Source organism: Amycolatopsis mediterranei, assembly GCF_026017845.1.
Lineage (GTDB): Bacteria > Actinomycetota > Actinomycetes > Mycobacteriales > Pseudonocardiaceae > Amycolatopsis > Amycolatopsis mediterranei.
This window is the reverse complement of record NZ_CP100416.1, coordinates 554,864-573,799: the sequence shown is the minus strand read 5'-3', so window position 1 is coordinate 573,799 and position 18,936 is coordinate 554,864. Positions and strand designations below refer to the sequence as shown.

Sequence of the window (18,936 nt, the reverse complement as noted above, 5' to 3'; positions counted from 1 at the left end):
GGAAAGGGAGGCCGTCCATGAAGGGCATCGTGCTGGCCGGAGGCAGCGGGACACGCCTGCACCCGATCACCCAGGCGGTGTCCAAGCAGCTGCTGCCGGTCTACGACAAACCGATGGTCTACTACCCGATCTCGGTGCTGATGCTCGCCGGGATCCGCGAGATCCTCGTCATCTCCACCCCCACCGACCTGCCGATGTTCCGCAGGCTGCTGGGCAACGGCGACCAGTTCGGCGTCTCGTTCTCCTACGCAGAGCAGGCGAGCCCGAACGGCCTGGCCGAGGCCTTCGTGATCGGCGCGGACTTCATCGGCGACGACGACGTGGCGCTCGTCCTCGGCGACAACATCTTCTACGGCCAGGGCTTCTCCAGCCGCCTGCAGCAGGCCGTGCGCGAGCTCGACGGCTGCGTCCTGTTCGGCTACCCGGTCAAGGACCCCGAGCGCTACGGCGTCGGCGAGGTCGACGCGGCGGGCAAGCTGGTCACCATCGAGGAAAAGCCGCTGAAGCCGCGCTCCAACAAGGCGATCACCGGCCTGTACTTCTACGACAACCAGGTCGTCGAAATCGCCCGCGCGCTGAGGCCGTCGACGCGCGGTGAGCTCGAGATCACCGACGTCAACCTGACCTACCTGCGCCAGGACCGCGCCACGCTGGTCGAGCTCAGCCGCGGGTTCGCCTGGCTCGACACCGGCACGCACGACTCGCTGCTCGAAGCCGGCCAGTTCGTGCAGGTGCTGGAGCACCGCACCGGCGTGCGCATCGCCTGTCTCGAGGAGATCGCGCTGCGCATGGGCTTCATCACCCCCTACGAGTGCTACGCGCTCGGCGAGAAACTCGCGAAGTCCGGCTACGGCGACTACGTGAAGGCAGTCGCCGTAGCGGCGGGAGCGTCGGCCTAGAAGAGCTGCTCGCGCAGCGTCGGCCCGGCGTACTCGGTGCGGAACACCCCACGTTCCTGCAGGTGGGGGACGACTTTTTCGACGAACTCGTCGAGCCCGCCCGGGGTCAGGTGCGGCACGAGCACGAACCCGTCGGCCGCGTCCGATTGGACGTACTCGTCGATCGTCGCCGCCACCGTCGACGGCGTGCCGACGAACTGCTGGCGCGCAGTGGCCTCGATCACCAGCTCGCGGATCGAGAGCTTCTTCTCCTCCGCTACGGCCCGCCACCGGCGCGCCGTTTCCAGCGGGTCCTTCTCGTGGCGGACGCGGCCCCAGGTCAGCGGCTCGGCGTCCGGGTCGGGGTCGACCTCGGGCAGCGGCCCGTCGACGTCGTAGTCCGACAGGTCGCGGCTCCACACCTGCTCGAGGAACTGGATCGCGGTGGCCGGGCGGACCTGCTGGAGCCGGATCTCGCGGGCGTTCTCCTCGGCTTCGGCGTCGGTGTCGCCGAGGACGAACGTCGCGGCCGGCATGATCAGCAGCTCGCCGTGGTCGCGGCCGTACGCGGCCAAGCGGCGCTTGACGTCGTGGTAGAACGCCTGGCCGTCTTCGAGGGTGCCGTGCCTGCTGAAGATGACGTCCGCGGTCTTCGCGGCGAACTCCCGGCCTTCGTCGGAGTCGCCGGCCTGGATGACGATCGGCTGTCCCTGCGGCGTCCGCGGCAAGGTGAACTCGCCAGCGATGTCGAACTGAGGTCCACTGTGGACGAACCGGCCCGGATCACGCGCGAAGACGCCGTTCTCCTTGTCCCCCACCAGGGTCCCGGGCGCCCAGCTGTCCCACAGCTCGCGCACGGTGGCCAGGAACTCCTCGGCGCGCGCGTACCGGTCCTCCCGTTTGAGGAAGCCGCCGCGGCGGAAGTTCTGCCCGGTGAAGGCGTCCGGCGACGTCACGACGTTCCACGCCGCGCGCCCGCCGGAGAGGTGGTCGATGCTCGCGACCTGGCGGGCCACCTCGTAGGGCTCGTTGAACGTCGACGACAGCGTCCCGGCCAGGCCGAGGTGCGTCGTGACGGCGGACAGCGCGGCCAGCACGGTGGTCGTGTTGGGCCGTCCGACGACGTCCGAGTCGAGGATCTTGCCCGCGTGCTCGCGCAGCCGCAGCCCCTCGGCGAGGAAGAGGAAGTCGAACTTGCCGCGCTCGGCCGTGCGGGCCAGGTGCTCGAACGACGCGAAGTCGATCTGGCTGCCCGAAGCCGGGTCACTCCACACCGTCGTGTTGTTGACGCCGGGGAAGTGGGCGGCGAGCTTGATCTGCTTGGTCATCTCACGCCCCCTGGTATTGGTTGACGGCGACGCCGAGGCCGAGGTGCTCGCGCAGGGTGGTCCCCGCGTACCCGCTCCGGAACGCGCCCGCGGCCCGCAGGGCGGGCACGACCTCGCCGGCGAGCAGGTCGAGGTCGTCGGGCAGGACGGCGGGCCGCAGGTGGAACCCGGCGACACCGGTCTCGGCCGCCCAGCGCGGCAGTTCGGCGGCCAGCTGCGCGGGCGTGCCGGTGAACGACAGGCCCGCGGGTTCGAACGGCATCAGGGCATCGAGCTCGCGCTGCCGGTCGCGGGCGCCCTGCTCGGTCTCGGCCAGCACGATCGACACCGTCGCGAGGACCTTCGCACCCGGGTGGCGGGCGGCCGTGGCGCGGACCGCGTCGAGGTGGTCCGCCCTGGTCACGACCACGTCGGCGGCGCGCGCGTGCGGCGAGTCGCCGTAGACCGCGGTCACCGGGTGGCCCTGGGGCGGGCGCGGCGTGATCGATGGTCCCTTCACGCTGAAGAACCGGCCCTCGAAGTCGACGTAGTGCAGCTTGTCGCGGTCGATGAACCGGCCGGTCGCCGCGTCGCGGACGATCGCGTCGTCCTCCCAGCTGTCCCACAGCCGGGTGCTGACCTCGAGGACCTCGGCCGTCTCGGCGTCGCCGTCCTCCGGCGAAGGAGCCGGGCGGCGGGCGAAGTGCGCGGCCTCGGCGGCCGTGAGCGACGGCACCGCGAGGACGCCCGCGCGGCCGCGGCTCGCGTAGTCCAGCGTCGCGACCGACGTCGAGACGTGGAACGGCTCGGTGTGCGTGGTGGTGACGGTCGGGACCAGGCCGATCCGGCTGGTCACCGGCGCGATCGCGGACAGCGTGAGCAGCGCGTCGAGCCGTCCGCGAACGACCCCCTCACCACCGGGCTGCAGCGCGAGCGAGTCGTCGAGGGTGACGAAGTCGAGCGAAGCGGCTTCGGCGAGCTTCGCGTACCTCAGGTAGTGGCCGGCGGTGAACAGGGCGGCGGGCTCGACCGCGGAAATCCGCCACGCGGCCGGGTGGTACCCGGCCCCGTCGATGGCGACGCCCAGGTGCAGCTGTGCGGAGACCATGCTGGCGCAACTCCGGCCGCGGGCCCGGGATTCCCGCTCCCACCAGCTGGGATCAGAACGGGCGGCGGGCCATCTCTTCGAGCCGGGCGATGCGGTCGGAGATCGGCGGGTGGGTCGAGAACAGCTTGCTCAGGCCCTCACCCGGGCGGAACGGGTTCGCGATCATCAGGTGCGACTGCGACACCAGCTGCGGCTCGGCGACCAGCGGCCGCGCCCGCGTGCCGGCGTCCAGCTTCCGCAGCGCCGAGGCCAGGCCCAGCGGGTCACCGGTCAGCTCGGCCCCGGACGCGTCGGCCTGGAACTCCCGCGACCGGCTGACACCCATCCGGATGATGGCCGCGGCGATCGGCCCGACGAAGATCAGCAGCAGGCTGAGCAGCGGATTGCCGTCGCGGTTGTTGCCGCCGAAGAACAGCGCGATGTTCGCGAGCACGCTGATCACGCTGGCCAGCGCGCCGGCCACGCACGAGATCAGGATGTCGCGGTTGTAGACGTGCGAAAGCTCGTGGCCGAGCACGGCCCGCAGCTCGCGTTCGTCGAGCAGCTCGAGGATGCCGGTCGTGCAGCACACCGCCGCGTGCCGCGGGCTGCGGCCGGTCGCGAACGCGTTGGGCGCGACCGTCGGGCTCAGGTACAGCTGCGGCATCGGCTGCCGGGCGACCTGCGCGAGCTCGCGCACGATCCGGTACATCGCGGGCTGCTCGACCTCCGACACCGGCCGCGCCCGCATCGCCCGCAACGCCAGCTTGTCGGAGCTGAAGTAGGCGAACGCGTTCATCCCGAGGGCGACGACCAGCCCGATGAGCAGCGCGCCCCGGCCGAAGAGCCCGCTGATCGCGACGATGATCGCCGACAGCAGGCCGAGCAGCAATGCCGTCTTGAGTCCGTTCTGGTGCCCGTGCACGCGCGCTCGCCTCCGTCCGCTCTGGAAGTCGGTTACCCAGTGGAAACAACGCGATCGGGGGACGCGAAGTTCCTTCAGGTGGGGATGGCGCGGGTTACGCTCGGGCGGCGGGATGATCAGGAGCGGAGGCGCCGATGCGCGGTGGGCGGCTACCCCGGCGGACCCTGTTCGCCCTGGTCACCGCGGGTGCCGGGGCTCTGGTCCTGCCCGGGACCGCACGCGCGGAGGACGTCCGGTCCCTCGACCTCGGCGGCGCGCCGGGCGGGGTCGCGGTGAACCCGGTCACCGGCCTCGGGTACGTCATCGATGCCCAGGCCGGGACGGTCTCCGTGGTGGATCCGCGCAGCGCGTCGGTCGTCGACGTGATCCAGGTCGGCGGCGCGCCCGGCGACGTCGCGGCCGACCCGAAGGCCGGCCGGATCTACGTCGCTAACCCCCCGGCGGGCACCGTGGTGGTGCTGGACAGCCGGACCCACGACCTGGTGAGCGTGATCGGCGCGGGAGCCGGCGCCTCGGCGCTGGCGGTCGACGAGGAGGCCAACCGCGTCTACGCGGCCAGCGGCACCACCGGGACCCTCGCCGTGCTCGACGGCGTCAGCTGCACGCTGGCCGCGCTCGTGCCGGGCCCGAAGCAGGGGTTCGCCGGCATCGGCGTCGACCCCGGCCGCAAGCTGGTCTACTGCGCGAGCACGGCCACCGATTCGGTCGAGGTGTTCTCGATCGACAGCGGGAAGTTCGTCGCTTCGGTGAAGGTCGGGCGCGACCCGACCGGCGTCGCGGTGCACCACGCGAGCGGCACGGTCTACGTCGCGAACTCCGGCATCCACCACATGTCCATTGTGGACGCGGCCACCCGCACCGAGCGCAAGACCGTCTTGCTGCGCAGCGAATCCTCGGCGCTGACCGTGCACCAGGGCACGAACACGGTGTACACCAACGGCGGCCAGAACGGCCTCACCCGCGTCGACGGCACGGCGGGCACGCTGAGCGGCGAGCTGTCGCTGGGCGTCAACCCCGGTGCCGTCGCCGTCGACCAGCGGACGCGCACGGTGTGGGTCACCGACCCCCTGCACGGCCGGGTCTTCCTGGTCCGCGATTTCTGACCGGGCAGCTGGGGCCACTCCAGGTATACCGTCGGAAAGCATGAAACTCGGACTGCAGATCCCCGACTTCACCTGGCCGAACGGGGCGTCCGCGCTGGGCGCCGACCTGGCCGCCGTCGTCCGTGCGGGCGACCAGGCGGGCTTCGACTCCATTGCCGTGATGGACCACTTCTTCCAGATCGGCGCCGTCGGCCCGACCGAAAACGACATGCTCGAGGCGTACACGACCCTCGGCTTCATCGCCGCGCACACCGAGCGCGCCAAGCTGCTCACCGTGGTCACCGGCGTCCTCTACCGCCACCCCGGACTGCTGGCCAAGGCCATCACGACGCTGGACGTGCTCTCCGGCGGCCGCGCGATCCTCGGCATCGGCGCGGGCTGGAACGAGGAGGAGTCCCGCGGGCTCGGCTTCCCGTTCCCGTCCGTGGCCGAGCGCTTCGAGCTGCTGGAGGAGAACCTCCAGTACGTGCTGCAGATGTGGGCCGATGGCGACGCGCCGTTCAAGAGCAAGCACTTCGACGCCACGCGGTTGCTCAACGTGCCGCAGGCGCTGTCGGAGCCGCGGCCGCCGATCATGATCGGCGGCGGCGGCGAGAAGAAGACCCTGCGGCTGGTCGCGAAGTACGCCGACCTGTGCAACCTCTTCAACGGACCGGACCTGGAGCGCAAGCTCGACGTCCTCAAGCGGCACTGCGAGACCGAGGGCCGCGACTACGACTCGATCACCAAGACCGTCTACCACATCCTCGACGTCGGCGAGAACGGTGAAAAGTCCGGCGAGCTGCTGGCCGAGCTGGAGCGGCTGAACGGGCTCGGCATCCAGGTCGCGCTCGGGGTGGTGCCGCACGTCCACAAGCCGGCGGTGCTGGAGAAGTTCGCCACCGACGTCATCCCGGCGGCGAGCAAGATCGGCTGACCCGCCCCTGCCCACGAGCCCTCTCTGCCGGACGGCGGGGAGGGCTCAGCCGTCTTTGGCGGCCACCCGGGTGAGGGTCGCGACGCCGATCCCGGCCACCGCCAGCACAATGCCCACGACCAGCCAGCCCACCAGCGCGAGCACCACGCCGGTGACCGCGAAGAGGGCGAATTCCAGCAGGAAGCGGGCCGGTTCCGGGAGGCGGCGGCGCGCCCGCGGCGCGACGAACAGGCCCCAGAGCGCGGCCGCCGCCACCGGCAGCAGCACGGCGTCGACGATCGCCAGCGCCACCCCGCCGCCGAGCCGGGTGCCCGCCAGGGCCAGACCGCCCAAGAGGGCCAGCTCGGTGAGGAAGCGGACCGTCAGCACCACGCCCGTGAACCCGCTCAGGCGGGGAGTCGGCTGGGAAGTCATCCGGCCAGCCTAGGAGCAGGTCCACTGTGGACCTTACGGGTTCGCTCGGGTACCGTTCGTGATTCCCGCCACAGCTGGGCCATTCAGGTTGCGTTTCCGAATCGGTCCACCAGCCGCTCCCGCGTCGCTGTAACGACCTCCCGGCGCCGGTCGACGTGTCAGGTGCACATCGCGACCGCGAGCCAAGGAGCCTGGTAGATGACCACATGTCGACTCTGCGGTTCGACAAACACGGCCAGTGTCGTCGACCTCGGCGCGACTCCCCCGTGTGAGCGATTTTTGCCGGCGGAGCAGCTCGACGAGCCGGAAGCCACCTTCCCGCTCCACCTGAAGGTCTGCACCGACTGCTGGCTCGCCCAGATCCCGCCGCTGATCGACCCCGACGACACGTTCACCGAGTACGCGTATTTCTCGTCCTTCTCGACGTCGTGGGTCGAGCACGCGAAGCGGTTCGTCGATGGCGCCGTCGACCGGCTCGGGCTCGGCGAGAAGTCGTTCGTCGTCGAGGTGGCGAGCAACGACGGATACCTGCTCAAGCACGTCGTCGGGCACGGGATCCGGTGTCTGGGCGTGGAACCTTCGGTGAACGTCGGGCAGGCGGCGCGCGACGCCGGCGTGCCCACCCTGACGGCCTTCCTCTCCGAGGAAACCGGCCTGAAGGTGCGCGAAGAGCACGGGCCGGCCGACCTCGTCGCCGCGAACAACGTCTACGCGCACATCCCCGACGTCCTCGGCTTCACCAAGGGCCTGCGGGCGCTCGTCGCCGACGACGGCTGGGTCTCCATCGAGGTCCAGCACCTGCTCACGCTGATCGAGAAGAACCAGTACGACACGATCTACCACGAGCACTTCCAGTACTACACGGTCGAATCCGCGCGCCGGGCCCTGGCGACCGGCGGGCTGACCGTGGTCGACGTCGAACTCCTGCCGACGCACGGCGGGTCGATCCGGCTCTGGGCGCGGCCCACCGAGGCTTTTGGGGGGTTCCGGGTGGCGGAGCCCCCGGCCCGGGGCGGAGCCCCGGTTGTCACAGTGGCCGGCGAGCCCAGCGAGCGGATGACCGACGTGCTGGAGCGCGAAAAGGCCGCCGGGCTGCACGAGCTGTCCGGGTACACCGAGTTCGCCGAGCGCGTCACCCGCGTGCGGCTGGACCTGCTGAAGTTCCTCATCGAGGCGCGCAACGACGGGAAGACCGTCGTCGGTTACGGCGCCCCGGGCAAGGGCAACACCCTGCTGAACCACTGCGGCATCCGGACGGACCTGCTGCAGTACACGGTCGATCGCAATCCGTACAAGCACGGCCGGTTCACCCCTGGCACGCGCATCCCGGTGCTGCCGCCGGAACGGATCGAAGCGGACCGGCCCGACTACGTGCTCGTCCTCCCGTGGAACCTCCGGGAGGAACTGACCGAACAGCTCTCCTACATCGGGGCCTGGGGCGGCAAGCTCGTGTTCCCGATTCCCCACTTGGAAATCGTCGAGGTGCAGTGACGTGAAGGTCGTTCTCTTCTGCGGTGGTTACGGGATGCGGATGCGCAACGGCGCGGCCGACGACGTCCCGAAGCCGATGGCGATGGTCGGTCCGAGACCGCTCATCTGGCACGTGATGCGTTACTACGCGCATTTCGGCCACACCGAATTCATCCTGTGCCTCGGCTACGGCGCGGCACACATCAAGAACTTCTTCCTGAACTACCAGGAAACCATTTCCAACGACTTCGTCCTCCGCAACGGGCAGGCGGAGCTGCTGTCCACCGACATCGCGGACTGGACGATCACCTTCGTGCAGACCGGCATCGAGTCGCCGATCGGCGAGCGGCTGCGCCGGGTGCGCCCGTACCTCGACGGCGACGAAATGTTCCTCGCGAACTACGCCGACGTCCTGTCCGACGTCCCGCTGCCCGACATGATCGAGCGGTTCTCGAACTCCGACTCGGGCGCCTCGATGATGGTCGTGCCGCCGCAGTCGTCGTTCCACTGCGTGGAAATGGACGAGGGCGGCAAGGTCGGCTCGATCACCGCGGTGAGCGAAATGCCGCTGTGGGAGAACGGCGGCTACTTCGTGCTGCGGCCGGAAGTGTTCGACCACATCCCGGAGAACGGCGACCTGGTCGCCGACGGCTGCGGCGAACTCGCCAAGCGCGGCCGCCTGCTGGCCTACCCCTACCGCGGGTTCTGGAAGCCGACCGACACGGTCAAGGAACGGGCGGCGCTGGACTACGCCTACAGCCACGGCGACCGGCCCTGGGCGCTGTGGGAGCGCGCCGCCGCGAGCATCGCGTGATCGGGCTCCGGCCGGATCGGCTCGACCGGGTCGTCGCCCTCGGCGCGCACTGCGACGACATCGCGATCGGCGCCGGTGGCACGCTGCTGACCCTCTGCACCGGGCGCCCCGGCCTGCGGGTCGACGCCCTGGTCCTCTCCGGCGGCGGCACGCCCCGCGAGGACGAGGAGCGGGCGGCGCTGGCGGCGTTCTGCCCGGGCGCGGACGTCGACGTCACGGTGCTGAAGCTGCCGGACGGACGCTTCCCGGCGAACTGGGAAGAGGCCAAGAACGCCCTGGAGGACCTGCGGCGGCGGACCGACCCGGACCTCGTCCTGGCGCCCCGCACCGACGACGCGCACCAGGACCACCGCGGGCTGGCGAAGCTGGTGCCGACGACGTTCCGCGACCACCTGGCGCTCGGCTACGAGATCGTCAAGTGGGACGGCGACCTCGGCAGCCCGTCGGTGTACCAGCCGCTGTCCGACGAGCTCGCGGAAGAGAAGGTCCGGCTGCTGCAGGAGCACTACGCCTCGCAGCGGCAGCGGCCCTGGTACGACCGCGAGGCCTTCCTCGGGCTGGCCAGGATCCGCGGGATCGAAGCCGCCGCGAAGTACGCCGAAGCGTTTTTCGTCAAGAAACTCACTCTCGATCTGAAGGGCTGAATCCGATGCGGGTGTTGCTGACGGGGCACAAGGGCTACCTGGGGACGGTGATGGCCCCGGTGCTCGCCGCCGCCGGCCACGAAGTCACCGGCCTGGACTCCGGGCTGTTCGAGGACTGCCTGCTCGGGCCCGCCCCCGCCGACCCGGCCGGGCACGCCGTCGACCTGCGGGACGTGGAGGCCAAGCACGTCGAGGGCTTCGACGCGGTGATCCACCTGGCCGCGCTGTCGAACGACCCGCTGGGCTCGCTCGCGCCCGACCTGACCTACGACATCAACCACCACGCGTCGGTGAAGCTCGCGAAGCTGGCGAAGGACGCCGGCGTCCAGCGGTACGTCTACGCGTCGACCTGCTCGGTGTACGGCGCCGGCGGCGACAACCTCGTCGACGAGGACGCGCCGCTGCGGCCGGTGACGCCGTACGCGGAGTCGAAGGTGCGCGTCGAGGCCGACGTCCACGAGCTCGCCGACGACGACTTCACGCCGGTGTACATGCGCAACGCGACCGCGTTCGGCTACTCGCCCCGCCTGCGCGGCGACATCGTGCTGAACAACCTGACCGCGCACGCTCACCTGTCCGGCGAGGTGCTGGTGCTCTCCGACGGCACGCCGTGGCGGCCGCTGGTGCACGCCCAGGACATCGCGCGCGCGTTTGCCGCTGCGTTGACGGCGCCGAAGGAGGCCGTGCACAACAAGGCCTTCAACATCGGTACCGAGGAGAACAACGTCACCGTCGCCGAGATCGCCCAGGAGGTCGTCGAGGCCGTGCCGGGCTCGACGCTGAACATCACCGGCGAGGCGGGCGCCGACCCGCGCTCGTACCGGGTCGACTTCTCGCGCTTCCGCGCGGCGATCCCCGGCTTCGCCTGCGACTGGTCGGTCAAGGACGGCGCCGTCGAGCTCATCGAGGCCTACCGCAAGTTCGGGCTCACCCGGGACTCGTTCCAGCAGCTGTTCACCCGGCTGGCCTGGCTGAAGAGCGAGGGCGAAGCCGGTCGCGTCGACACCACCCTGCGGCGGAAGTAGTGGCGGGCCCGCAGCTGCGGACCGGGGCGGAGCTGCACGCCCTGGTCGAGCGGCTGTACCCGATCTGCCGCAGCATCACCGGCGACGGCGTGCGGCAGACCTTGGACATCATCGGCGAGCACATCTCCCTCGAGCGGCACGAAGTCCCGACCGGTACGCAGGTGCTGGACTGGACGATCCCGCAGGAGTGGAACATCCGGGACGCGTACGTCGCCGCTCCGGACGGCTCGCGGGTCATCGACTTCCAGGAGCTGAACCTGCACGTCGTGGGCTACAGCGTCCCGGTGTCGCGGCGGATGCCGCTGAGCGAACTGCGGGAGCACCTGCACACGCTGCCCGAGCAGCCGTCGTGGGTGCCCTACCGGACCAGCTACTACGCCCCGGCCTGGGGCTTCTGCCTCGCGCAGGAGAAGCTCGACGCGCTCCCGGACGGCGACTACGACGTCGTCATCGACTCGACGCTGTCCGACGGCTCGTTGACCTACGGCGAGCACGTCGTCCCGGGGCGCGTCACCGACGAGGTCATCGTGTCCTGCCACGTGTGCCACCCGTCGCTGGCGAACGACAACCTCGCCGGCATCGCGGTGGCCATCTCGCTGGCCCAGCAGCTGGCGCTCGCCCAGCCCCACTACACCTACCGGTTCCTGTTCATGCCGGGTACGATCGGCTCGATCACCTGGCTGGCCCGCAACGCCTCGCGGATCGAGAAGGTGCGTCACGGGCTGGTGCTGGCGTGCGCGGGCGACCCGGGATCGTTGACGTACAAGAAGTCCCGCCGCGACGACGCCGAGATCGACCGCGTCATGCAGCACGTGCTGCGGTCGCGGGAGCATCGCATCGCCGACTTCTCGCCGTACGGCTACGACGAGCGCCAGTTCTGCTCGCCGGGCTTCAACCTCGGCGTCGGCTCGCTGACGCGCACGCCGTACGCGGGTTACCCCGAGTACCACACCTCCGCCGACAACCCGGATTTCGTGTCGCCCGCGGCCATGGAGGACACGCTCGGTGTCTTGAAGGACGCGTTCGGCGTCCTGGACCGCAACCGCCGGTACGTCAACCTCAGCCCGTACGGCGAGCCGCAGCTCGGCAAGCGCGGGCTGTACGACTCGCTCGGCGGCCGCAGCGACGCCAAGCAGGCCCAGATGGCGATGCTGTGGGTGCTCAACCTCTCCGACGGCGAGCACTCGCTGCTGGACATCGCCGAGCGCGCCGGGCTGCCCTTCGACATCGTCGACGTCGCGGCCCGTGCCCTGCACGACGCCGGTCTGGTCAAGGAGTGAGCGACGTGGCCAACCATCGCCGTGCGCCGCGCTCGATCTTCCGGTCGGGCGCGGCGCGCGCGATGGCCGGACGGCTGAGCTGGGGCCTCGGCGACCAGGCCGTGTCCAGCCTGACCAACTTCGCCGTGGGGCTGTACGTGGCCCGCTCGCTCGGCACGTTCGCGTTCGGCATCTTCAGCCTCGCCTGGGTCACCTACGGCGTGGTGCTCAACATCTCCCGCGGCCTCGCCACCGACCCGCTGATGGTGCGGTTCAGCGCCGTACCGGAGGACCGGTGGCGGTCGGGCGTGGCGAGCGCGTCCGGCACCGCGATCGGCGTCGGCTGCGTGACCGGGGTGGTCAGCCTGCTGGCCGGGCTGGCCGCGGGCGGCCCGCTCGGCAACGCGTTCGTCGCGCTGGCCGTCGTCCTGCCGGGCTTGCTCCTGCAGGACGCCTGGCGCTTCGCGTTCTTCGCGCGCGGCGCGGGCAAGAAGGCGTTCGTCAACGACTGCGTGTGGGGCGTGGCCATGCTCCCGGCGCTCTACGTCGCCGCGCAGATCCACACGGTGGTCGCGTTCGTGCTGGCCTGGGGTCTGTCCGGCGCGGTCGCGGCCCTGTACGGCGGGTTCCAGACCGGGATCCTCCCGCACCCGCGGGAGATGGCGGGCTGGCTCCGGACGCAGCGCGACCTCAGCGTCCGGTACCTCGTCGAGAACGTCAGCAACAGCGGCGCGTCACAGCTGCGCGCCTACGGCCTCGGCGCCATCGCCGGCATCACCGCCGTCGGCGCGGTCCGCGGCGCCGAGCAGCTCCTCGGCCCGTTCCTGGCCCTGCTCATGGGGCTGTCCCTGGTCACCGTCGCCGAGGGCGCGCGGGTGCTTCAGCGGGCGCCGCACCGGCTGAAGCACTTCTGCGTGATCCTCGGCGGCGGCCAAGCGGGCGCCGCCCTGTGCTGGGGTCTCGGCCTGCTGCTCCTGGTGCCCGACCGCGCCGGCCGCTGGGTGATGGGCTCGGTGTGGGACTCGTCGTCCCCGCTGATCCTGCCGGTCACCCTCGCCGTGGTCGGCGCCAGCTTCGCCACCGGCGCCGCCGCCGGGCTCCGAGCTCTGGGCGCAGCCAAGCGGAGCCTGCGGTCGCAGCTGATCGCCTCCCTGTTCTACGTCACGTTCGGCATCACCGGCGCCTTCCTCGGTGGTGCGGCCGGGTCCGCGTGGGGCGTCGCGACCGCGACGCTCGGCGGGTCCGTCGTCTGGTGGCTGCAACTGCGGATCGGGCTGCGCGAGTACGTGCCGCCGGGGGCCGACGAGCCCACCGTGGTGTTCGAGCCGATCAAAGAGCCGATCAAGGAATGAGGACTCCATGACCACCGTCCCGCGGCTGAGCCTCGGCCTCCCGGTGTACAACGGCGAGGAGTACCTCGCCGAGTCGCTGGACGCCCTGCTCGGCCAGACCTACGAAGACTTCGAGCTGATCATCTCGGACAACGCCTCCACCGACGGCACCGACGAGATCTGCCGCCGCTACGCCGAGAAGGACTCGCGGATCCGCTACGTCCGCCAGCCGAAGAACGTCGGCGCGACGCCGAACCACAACTTCGTGTTCGACGTCTCCCGCACCGAGCTGTTCAAGTGGGTCTCCCACGACGACCTGTACGCCCGCGACCTGCTCAAGCGGTGCGTCGAGGCCCTCGACGAGCGACCGGACGTCATCCTCGCCCACTGCGACCAGGCGATCATCGACGGCGACGGCCGCATCGTCCAGCCGCTCCAGTACACCCTGGACACCGCGTCCCGGCACGCGCCGGACCGCTTCCGCAGCATCCTGTTCGAGCCGGGCGGCGACGACTTCTACGGCGTCATCCGCGCCGACGTCCTCCGCCGCGTCAAGCCGCTCGACAGCTACCACCACGCCGACCGGACGTACTCGGCCGAGATGGCCATGCACGGCCCGTTCCACCAGGTGCCCGAGCTGCTCTACTTCCGCCGCGACCACCCCGGCCGCGCGGAACGGGCCAACCCGACCATCCGGAGCCGGTGCGCGAATCTGGACCCGCGGCGCGCGAACCGGCTCCGGAATCCCACCGTCCGCCTGCTCGGCGAGTACGTCTACGGGTTCGCGGACCTGATCCGCCGCGCGCCGATCTCGGCCGCCGACAAGCGCGAGTGCTTCGGCCACCTCGGCGCTTGGCTGACCAACCGGGCCCGCTCCGGCCACGGCGAGCGCGTCGAGGACCGCGCGCCGACCGCCTCGGACGTCGCCACGGTCAACGAGATCGTGGCCGGCCGGGAAGGCAGGCTCGCGTGAAGCGTGCGCCACGCGTCGGCGTGTTCGGCCTGCTCGGCTCGGGGAACCTCGGCAACGACGGTTCCCTCGAAGCCGTGCTCGGCTACCTGCGCGCCGAGTACCCGGACGCCGTGCTGAGCGCCCTGGTCGGCGGCCCGGAGCTCGTCCGCGAGCGGTACGGCCTCGACGCGACGCCCCTGCACTGGAACCAGTCCGAGTACGAGACGGCGTCCGGACTGCGCTCGGTCGCCCTCAAGGGCTTCGGCAAGCTGGTCGACATCGCGCGGACCGCGGCCTGGGTCCGCAAACAGGACGTCGTCATCGTGCCCGGCATGGGCGTGCTCGAAGCGACGCTTCCGCTGCGTCCGTGGGGTTTCCCGTATTCGCTCTTCCTCCTCTCCGCCACCGGCCGCCTCTTCGGCACCAAGGTGGCGCTCGTCTGCGTGGGTGCGAACCACATCGGCGCCCGGGCGACGCGGACGCTGGTCCGCTGGTCCGGCCGGCTCGCCGCCTACCGCTCCTACCGCGACGACATCTCGCGCGACGCCATGCGCGCCATGGGCGTCGACACGAGTGCCGACCAGGTCTATCCCGACCTCGCGTTCTCCCTCCCTACCCCGGCCGCCGTCGCCAAGCCGGGCACCGTCGGCGTCGGCGTGATGGCCTACTACGGCGGCAACGACGACCGCGCCGAGGCCGACCGCATCTACCGCCACTACGTGGACACGATGAACCGTTTCGTCGCGTGGCTCGTTGACCAGGACAGACCCGTCCGGCTGTTCATCGGCGACCGGATCGACCGGCAGGTCGTCGACGAGATCATCGAGAAGACCGCTTCCCCGCTGGTGACGGCGGCTCCGGCGGAGACCCTGGACGAGCTGATGCACGAGATGGCCGCGGTGGACAGCGTGGTGGCCACGCGCTACCACAACGTGCTCTGCGCCCTGAAGGTCGCGAAACCGACCGTGGCGATCGGCTACGCACCGAAGAACGACGTCCTCATGGCGGAGATGGGCCTCGATGGCTTCACCCAGCGGGCGAAGACCGTCGGCTTCGACCGGCTCGTCGAGCAGTTCACCGAACTCGAGAACCGCTCGGCCGAACTGCGCCGGACGCTCCAGGAACGGAACGAGATGAACGCGCAACGGCTCAAGGACCAGTTCGCCGCCCTTTCGGCGGCCCTCTTCGGGGGTGGGCGATGAAGGCCATTCCGGTGCCCGAGATCGACGGTGCGTATCTGTTCGAACCCACACCGCACGCGGACCAGCGCGGCTTTTTCAGCCGGACGTTCGACCGTGACGTCGTCGCGTCGGTGGGCATCGACCCGGACGGCTTCGTCCAGGACAGTCTTTCCCGCTCCCGCAAGGGGGTCGTCCGCGGGATGCACCTGCGCGGCGGGGCCGGTGAGGCGAAGCTGGTGCGGTGTTCGCACGGCGCGATCTTCGACGTCGTGGTGGATCTCCGACCGGATTCGCCGACATTCCGGAATGTGAAAACCTTCGAACTATCCGGTGAGAACCAGGTTTCCGTGTACATCCCGGCGGGGTGCGCGCACGGATTCCAGTCACTTACGGATCCCTCGGATGTTTCGTACCGTATCGATCGGGCACACGATCCTGAAGAAGACATTACGATTTCGTACAAAGACCCTGAATTGGACATTTCTTGGCCACTGTCGGTCACAATGGTCAGTGATCGGGACGAACGGGCGCCCTCTCTGGAAGAGGCGTTGAAACCAACGAGGTGAGCCACGACATGGGAACGAACCTGCCCCGCTCCACACAGGTGGACGAGCGGCTGCACCGGGTCATCCCGGGCGGTGCGCACACCTACGCCAAGGGCTCGGACCAGTATCCCGAAGGGATGGCCCCGGTCATCTCCCACGGCCGCGGCGGGCACGTCTGGGACGTCGACGGCAACGAGTACGTCGAGTACGGCGCGGGTCTGAGGGCGGTCAGCCTCGGCCACGCCCACCCGCGGGTCATCGAGGCGGTGCGCGGCGAGCTGGAGAAGGGCAGCAACTTCATCCGGCCCTCGATCATCGAAGCCGAGGCCGCCGAGCGGTTCCTCGAGAACGTGCCGACGGCCGACATGGTGAAGTTCACCAAGAACGGCTCGGACGCGACGACCGCCGCGGTGCGGCTGGCCCGCGCCACCACCGGCCGCAAGCTCGTCGCCAAGTGCGCCGACCACGCCTTCTTCTCGACCGACGACTGGTTCATCGGCACCACGCCGATGAACGCGGGCATCCCGGACGAGACGACCGAGCAGACGGTGTCCTTCCCGTACGGCGACCTGCAGGCCGCGGAGCAGCTGCTGCAGCGCCACGACGGCGAGATCGCGTGCATGATCCTGGAGGCGGCCGCGGCGGCGGAACCGCCGCCGGGGTACCTGCAGGGCCTGCGCGAGCTCACCACCCGGCACGGCGTCGTCCTGATCTTCGACGAAATGATCACCGGCTTCCGGTGGTCCGCCCACGGCGCGCAGGGCCTCTACGGCGTCACGCCCGACCTCTCCACGTTCGGCAAGGCGCTCGGCAACGGCTTCGCGGTGTCGGCGCTGGCGGGCAAGCGGGAACTGATGGAGATCGGCGGCCTGCGCACCGGCCGCGAGCGGGTGTTCCTGCTCTCGACCACGCACGGCGCGGAGACCCACTCGCTGGCCGCCGCGATGGCGGTCATGGACGTCTACCGCGACGAAGACGTCATCGGCCGCATGCACGCACTCGGCGACCGGCTCGCCGCCGGCGTCCGCGAGGTGGCGGCCGGGATCGGCGTCGAAGACCACGTCGTCGTCCGTGGCCGGGCCAGCAACCTCGTCTTCGGCACGCTCGACGAGCAGGGCCACCCCTCGCAGCCGTACCGGACGCTGTTCCTGCGCGAGCTGATCAGCGGCGGGGTGCTCGGACCGTCCTTCGTGGTCAGCGCCGCGCTCACCGAGGCGGACATCGACAAGACCATCGACGTCGTCGCCCAGGCCTGCACGGTGTACCGCAAGGCCCTCGACGCGAACGACCCGGCGCCGTGGATGGGCGGCCGCCCGGTGCAGCCCGTGTTCCGCAAATACGCCTGATCCCCGCACGTGCGGGCCGGATTCACCCGTTGGGTCCGATGAGGACACTTGAGGGTGACTGTTTTCCGGCCCGTTCGTGCGTAACTTCCTGCCATGGGCAGATCTCGTGTGGTACTCGTCGCTGCTTGCTCGCTCCTGATCGCCGTGGCGTGCCCGGCGGTCGCGGGCGCCGCCGACGGGCCCGGTCCGGTGTGCGGTCACCAACCCGCCGGATACGAGCAGCCACCGTCCGGAGCCGTCACAGTGGAGCCGGCCGTCGACGGCGACCTCGCGGCGAAGACGGCGGCGAACCCGGCGGGCACGACCTTCTGGCTCGGGCCCGGCACCCACACGCTCGGCAATGACGAGTTCGGCCAGGTCGTCCCCAAGGACGGCGACGTCTACCTCGGTGCGCCGGGCTCGGTCGTCGACGGCCGCGGCGTCAACCGGGCGGCCTTCACCCAGCGGGCCCGCAACGTGGAGATCCGCGGCCTCACCGTCCGCGGGTTCGCCGCGCTGCAGGACCAAGGCGTGGTCAACCACGACTCCGGCGACGGCTGGCTCATCGAGAACACCACCATCGAGGACAACGCGGGCGCGGGACTGATGGCCGGCGCCGGCCAGGTCGTGCGGCACAGCTGCCTGCGCGACAACGGCCAGTACGGGCTCAACGCGTACCAGGCGGGCGACGGGATCACCGGGCTCGTGCTGGAGGGCAACGAGATCACCGGCAACAACACCGGCGACTGGGAGGCCAAGGTGCCGGGCTGCGGGTGCAGCGGCGGCGCCAAGTTCTGGGCCGTGAACGGGGCCGACATCCGCGGCAACTGGGTCCACGGCAACCACGGCGCCGGGCTGTGGGCCGACACGAACAACAACGACTTCCTCGTCGAGGACAACCTGTTCGAGGCCAACGACGCCGAGGCGCTGTTCTACGAAACCAGCTACAACCTGGTGCTGCGCGGCAACACCTTCCGCGGCAACACCCTCGTCCAGGGCCGGGCCTTCGCGGCCCGCGGCGACAACTTCCCGGTGGCGACGGTGTACCTCTCGGAATCGGGCGGCGATCCGCGCGTGCGGGCCCGGACGTCGGCCGTCGACATCAGCGGCAACACGTTCGAGGACAACTGGGCCGGGATCACGTTGTGGGAGAACGCCGACCGCTTCTGCAACAGCCCGGCGAACACCTCGACGGGCTACTGCACCAAGGCGGCGGCAAAGCCTTCGTGCGCCGCGGGCACGATCGAGCAGGCCCCGGCGTACGACGACTGCCGCTGGAAGACGCAGCGGGTGGAGGTCCACGGGAACACCTTCCGCTTCGACACCGGCCGCGTCGGCTGCACGAGCCTGTGCGGGCGGATGGCTCTGCTGTCGAACTACGGGACGTTCCCGGACTGGTCGCCCTACAAGGGAACGGTGATCGAAGAGGCCATCACCTTCCACCAGGCCAACCGGTGGCACGACAACTCCTACTCCGGGCCGTGGACTTTCGTGGCGCATGACACCTCCAAGACGGTCGACGCTGCGGGCTGGCAGGCCAAGCCCTACTCGCAGGACGAGTGCTCTTCGTTCGGCGGTGGGCCCGCCGGCTGCTGATCAAAAGCTTGCCGGAGAGGTCCGACAGTTTTTGACCGACCGAGCGCCGATGTTCGCGTTTTCCCTTGAAACCAAAGGGAAAAGTCGCGAACGGAGAGTTTCGGACAGCGCCGGGTTCACCCTTTTCAGCGATGGCGCTCGCACGTGTGTTCGGTACCGTCGGA

At 70.2% G+C, this 18,936-nt stretch carries 18 protein-coding genes; 14 read left to right on the top strand and 4 right to left on the bottom strand.

Annotated elements, in window-relative coordinates; genetic code table 11:
- Nucleotides 1–17: 17 nt before the first annotated feature.
- A complete protein-coding gene (rfbA, locus tag ISP_RS02950; RefSeq protein WP_013222507.1) occupies nt 18–899 on the top strand; it encodes a glucose-1-phosphate thymidylyltransferase RfbA in 882 nt (293 codons plus the stop codon).
- On the opposite strand, the gene ISP_RS02945 is transcribed toward rfbA, so the two are convergent.
- Genes ISP_RS02945 through htpX form a run of 3 tightly spaced genes read right to left on the bottom strand, consistent with a single transcriptional unit; the run spans nt 896 to nt 4,197 of the window.
- Nucleotides 896–2,206, bottom strand: coding sequence for an NtaA/DmoA family FMN-dependent monooxygenase (locus ISP_RS02945; protein WP_013222506.1), 1,311 nt, complete (start codon nt 2,204–2,206; stop codon nt 896–898). The two genes, rfbA and ISP_RS02945, sit on opposite strands and share 4 nt — an antisense overlap.
- Before the next feature lies 1 nt (nt 2,207).
- Complete coding sequence (locus ISP_RS02940) at nt 2,208–3,293, bottom strand: LLM class flavin-dependent oxidoreductase (RefSeq protein WP_013222505.1); 1,086 nt, start codon at nt 3,291–3,293, stop codon at nt 2,208–2,210.
- A 52-nt stretch (nt 3,294–3,345) separates the two neighbouring features.
- Entirely contained in the window at nt 3,346–4,197 is an 852-nt protein-coding gene (gene htpX, locus ISP_RS02935; protein ID WP_013222504.1) for a zinc metalloprotease HtpX, read from the bottom strand.
- Between the two features lie 134 nt (nt 4,198–4,331).
- Here htpX and ISP_RS02930 point away from each other — a divergent pair, with 134 nt between their 5' ends.
- Both ISP_RS02930 and ISP_RS02925 read left to right on the top strand, forming a co-directional pair.
- Entirely contained in the window at nt 4,332–5,300 is a 969-nt protein-coding gene (locus ISP_RS02930; protein WP_013222503.1) for a YncE family protein, read from the top strand.
- A 40-nt stretch (nt 5,301–5,340) separates the two neighbouring features.
- Complete coding sequence (locus tag ISP_RS02925; protein WP_013222502.1) at nt 5,341–6,216, top strand: LLM class F420-dependent oxidoreductase; 876 nt, start codon at nt 5,341–5,343, stop codon at nt 6,214–6,216.
- Between the two features lie 45 nt (nt 6,217–6,261).
- On the opposite strand, the gene ISP_RS02920 is transcribed toward ISP_RS02925, so the two are convergent.
- Nucleotides 6,262–6,630: a YrdB family protein gene (locus ISP_RS02920; protein WP_014466570.1), complete on the bottom strand. Its 369-nt coding sequence runs from the start codon at nt 6,628–6,630 to the stop codon at nt 6,262–6,264.
- Between the two features lie 198 nt (nt 6,631–6,828).
- On the opposite strand from ISP_RS02920, the gene ISP_RS02915 reads away from it, so the two are divergent.
- From ISP_RS02915 to ISP_RS02865, 11 genes are all read left to right on the top strand, one after another.
- A complete protein-coding gene (locus ISP_RS02915; protein ID WP_034285879.1) occupies nt 6,829–8,121 on the top strand; it encodes a class I SAM-dependent methyltransferase in 1,293 nt (430 codons plus the stop codon).
- Between the two features lies 1 nt (nt 8,122).
- Complete coding sequence (locus ISP_RS02910; RefSeq protein ID WP_013222499.1) at nt 8,123–8,914, top strand: glycosyltransferase family protein; 792 nt, start codon at nt 8,123–8,125, stop codon at nt 8,912–8,914.
- Entirely contained in the window at nt 8,911–9,558 is a 648-nt protein-coding gene (locus ISP_RS02905; protein ID WP_013222498.1) for a PIG-L deacetylase family protein, read from the top strand. Before ISP_RS02910 ends, ISP_RS02905 begins: the two co-directional genes overlap by 4 nt.
- Nucleotides 9,559–9,563: 5 nt before the next feature.
- Entirely contained in the window at nt 9,564–10,583 is a 1,020-nt protein-coding gene (locus ISP_RS02900; RefSeq protein ID WP_013222497.1) for an NAD-dependent epimerase/dehydratase family protein, read from the top strand.
- Nucleotides 10,583–11,863 carry a DUF4910 domain-containing protein gene (locus ISP_RS02895; RefSeq protein WP_013222496.1) on the top strand — a complete coding sequence of 427 codons (1,281 nt, stop codon included), beginning with the start codon at nt 10,583–10,585 and terminating at the stop codon, nt 11,861–11,863. The genes ISP_RS02900 and ISP_RS02895 overlap by 1 nt, the downstream gene beginning before the upstream one ends.
- 5 nt (nt 11,864–11,868) lie before the next feature.
- Nucleotides 11,869–13,194: an MATE family efflux transporter gene (locus tag ISP_RS02890; protein WP_013222495.1), complete on the top strand. Its 1,326-nt coding sequence runs from the start codon at nt 11,869–11,871 to the stop codon at nt 13,192–13,194.
- Nucleotides 13,195–13,201: 7 nt separating this feature from the next.
- Nucleotides 13,202–14,146, top strand: a complete 945-nt coding sequence (locus ISP_RS02885) for a glycosyltransferase family 2 protein (protein ID WP_013222494.1) — start codon at nt 13,202–13,204, stop codon at nt 14,144–14,146.
- Nucleotides 14,143–15,327, top strand: a complete 1,185-nt coding sequence (locus ISP_RS02880) for a polysaccharide pyruvyl transferase family protein (protein ID WP_013222493.1) — start codon at nt 14,143–14,145, stop codon at nt 15,325–15,327. The genes ISP_RS02885 and ISP_RS02880 overlap by 4 nt, the downstream gene beginning before the upstream one ends.
- Nucleotides 15,324–15,872, top strand: a complete 549-nt coding sequence (rfbC, locus tag ISP_RS02875) for a dTDP-4-dehydrorhamnose 3,5-epimerase (RefSeq protein WP_013222492.1) — start codon at nt 15,324–15,326, stop codon at nt 15,870–15,872. Before ISP_RS02880 ends, rfbC begins: the two co-directional genes overlap by 4 nt.
- An 8-nt stretch (nt 15,873–15,880) precedes the next feature.
- On the top strand, nt 15,881–17,197 hold the full coding sequence (locus ISP_RS02870; protein ID WP_013222491.1) for a glutamate-1-semialdehyde 2,1-aminomutase: 1,317 nt from the start codon (nt 15,881–15,883) through the stop codon (nt 17,195–17,197).
- Nucleotides 17,198–17,290: 93 nt separating this feature from the next.
- The gene (locus tag ISP_RS02865) at nt 17,291–18,772 is read left to right on the top strand and encodes a right-handed parallel beta-helix repeat-containing protein (protein ID WP_230468691.1); all 1,482 of its coding nucleotides are present in this window, start codon (nt 17,291–17,293) and stop codon (nt 18,770–18,772) included.
- Nucleotides 18,773–18,936 lie beyond the last annotated feature (164 nt).

Excerpts from the sequence above, each read along its gene's own strand:
- rfbA (WP_013222507.1), top strand. The coding sequence starts at position 18 with ATGAAGGGCATCGTGCTGGCCGGAGGCAGCGGGACACGCCTGCACCCG.
- ISP_RS02945 (WP_013222506.1), bottom strand. The coding sequence starts at position 2,206 with ATGACCAAGCAGATCAAGCTCGCCGCCCACTTCCCCGGCGTCAACAAC.
- ISP_RS02940 (WP_013222505.1), bottom strand. The coding sequence starts at position 3,293 with ATGGTCTCCGCACAGCTGCACCTGGGCGTCGCCATCGACGGGGCCGGG.
- ISP_RS02930 (WP_013222503.1), top strand. The coding sequence starts at position 4,332 with ATGCGCGGTGGGCGGCTACCCCGGCGGACCCTGTTCGCCCTGGTCACC.
- ISP_RS02925 (WP_013222502.1), top strand. The coding sequence starts at position 5,341 with ATGAAACTCGGACTGCAGATCCCCGACTTCACCTGGCCGAACGGGGCG.
- ISP_RS02920 (WP_014466570.1), bottom strand. The coding sequence starts at position 6,630 with ATGACTTCCCAGCCGACTCCCCGCCTGAGCGGGTTCACGGGCGTGGTG.
- ISP_RS02915 (WP_034285879.1), top strand. The coding sequence starts at position 6,829 with ATGACCACATGTCGACTCTGCGGTTCGACAAACACGGCCAGTGTCGTC.
- ISP_RS02900 (WP_013222497.1), top strand. The coding sequence starts at position 9,564 with ATGCGGGTGTTGCTGACGGGGCACAAGGGCTACCTGGGGACGGTGATG.
- ISP_RS02885 (WP_013222494.1), top strand. The coding sequence starts at position 13,202 with ATGACCACCGTCCCGCGGCTGAGCCTCGGCCTCCCGGTGTACAACGGC.
- rfbC (WP_013222492.1), top strand. The coding sequence starts at position 15,324 with ATGAAGGCCATTCCGGTGCCCGAGATCGACGGTGCGTATCTGTTCGAA.
- ISP_RS02870 (WP_013222491.1), top strand. The coding sequence starts at position 15,881 with ATGGGAACGAACCTGCCCCGCTCCACACAGGTGGACGAGCGGCTGCAC.
- ISP_RS02865 (WP_230468691.1), top strand. The coding sequence starts at position 17,291 with ATGGGCAGATCTCGTGTGGTACTCGTCGCTGCTTGCTCGCTCCTGATC.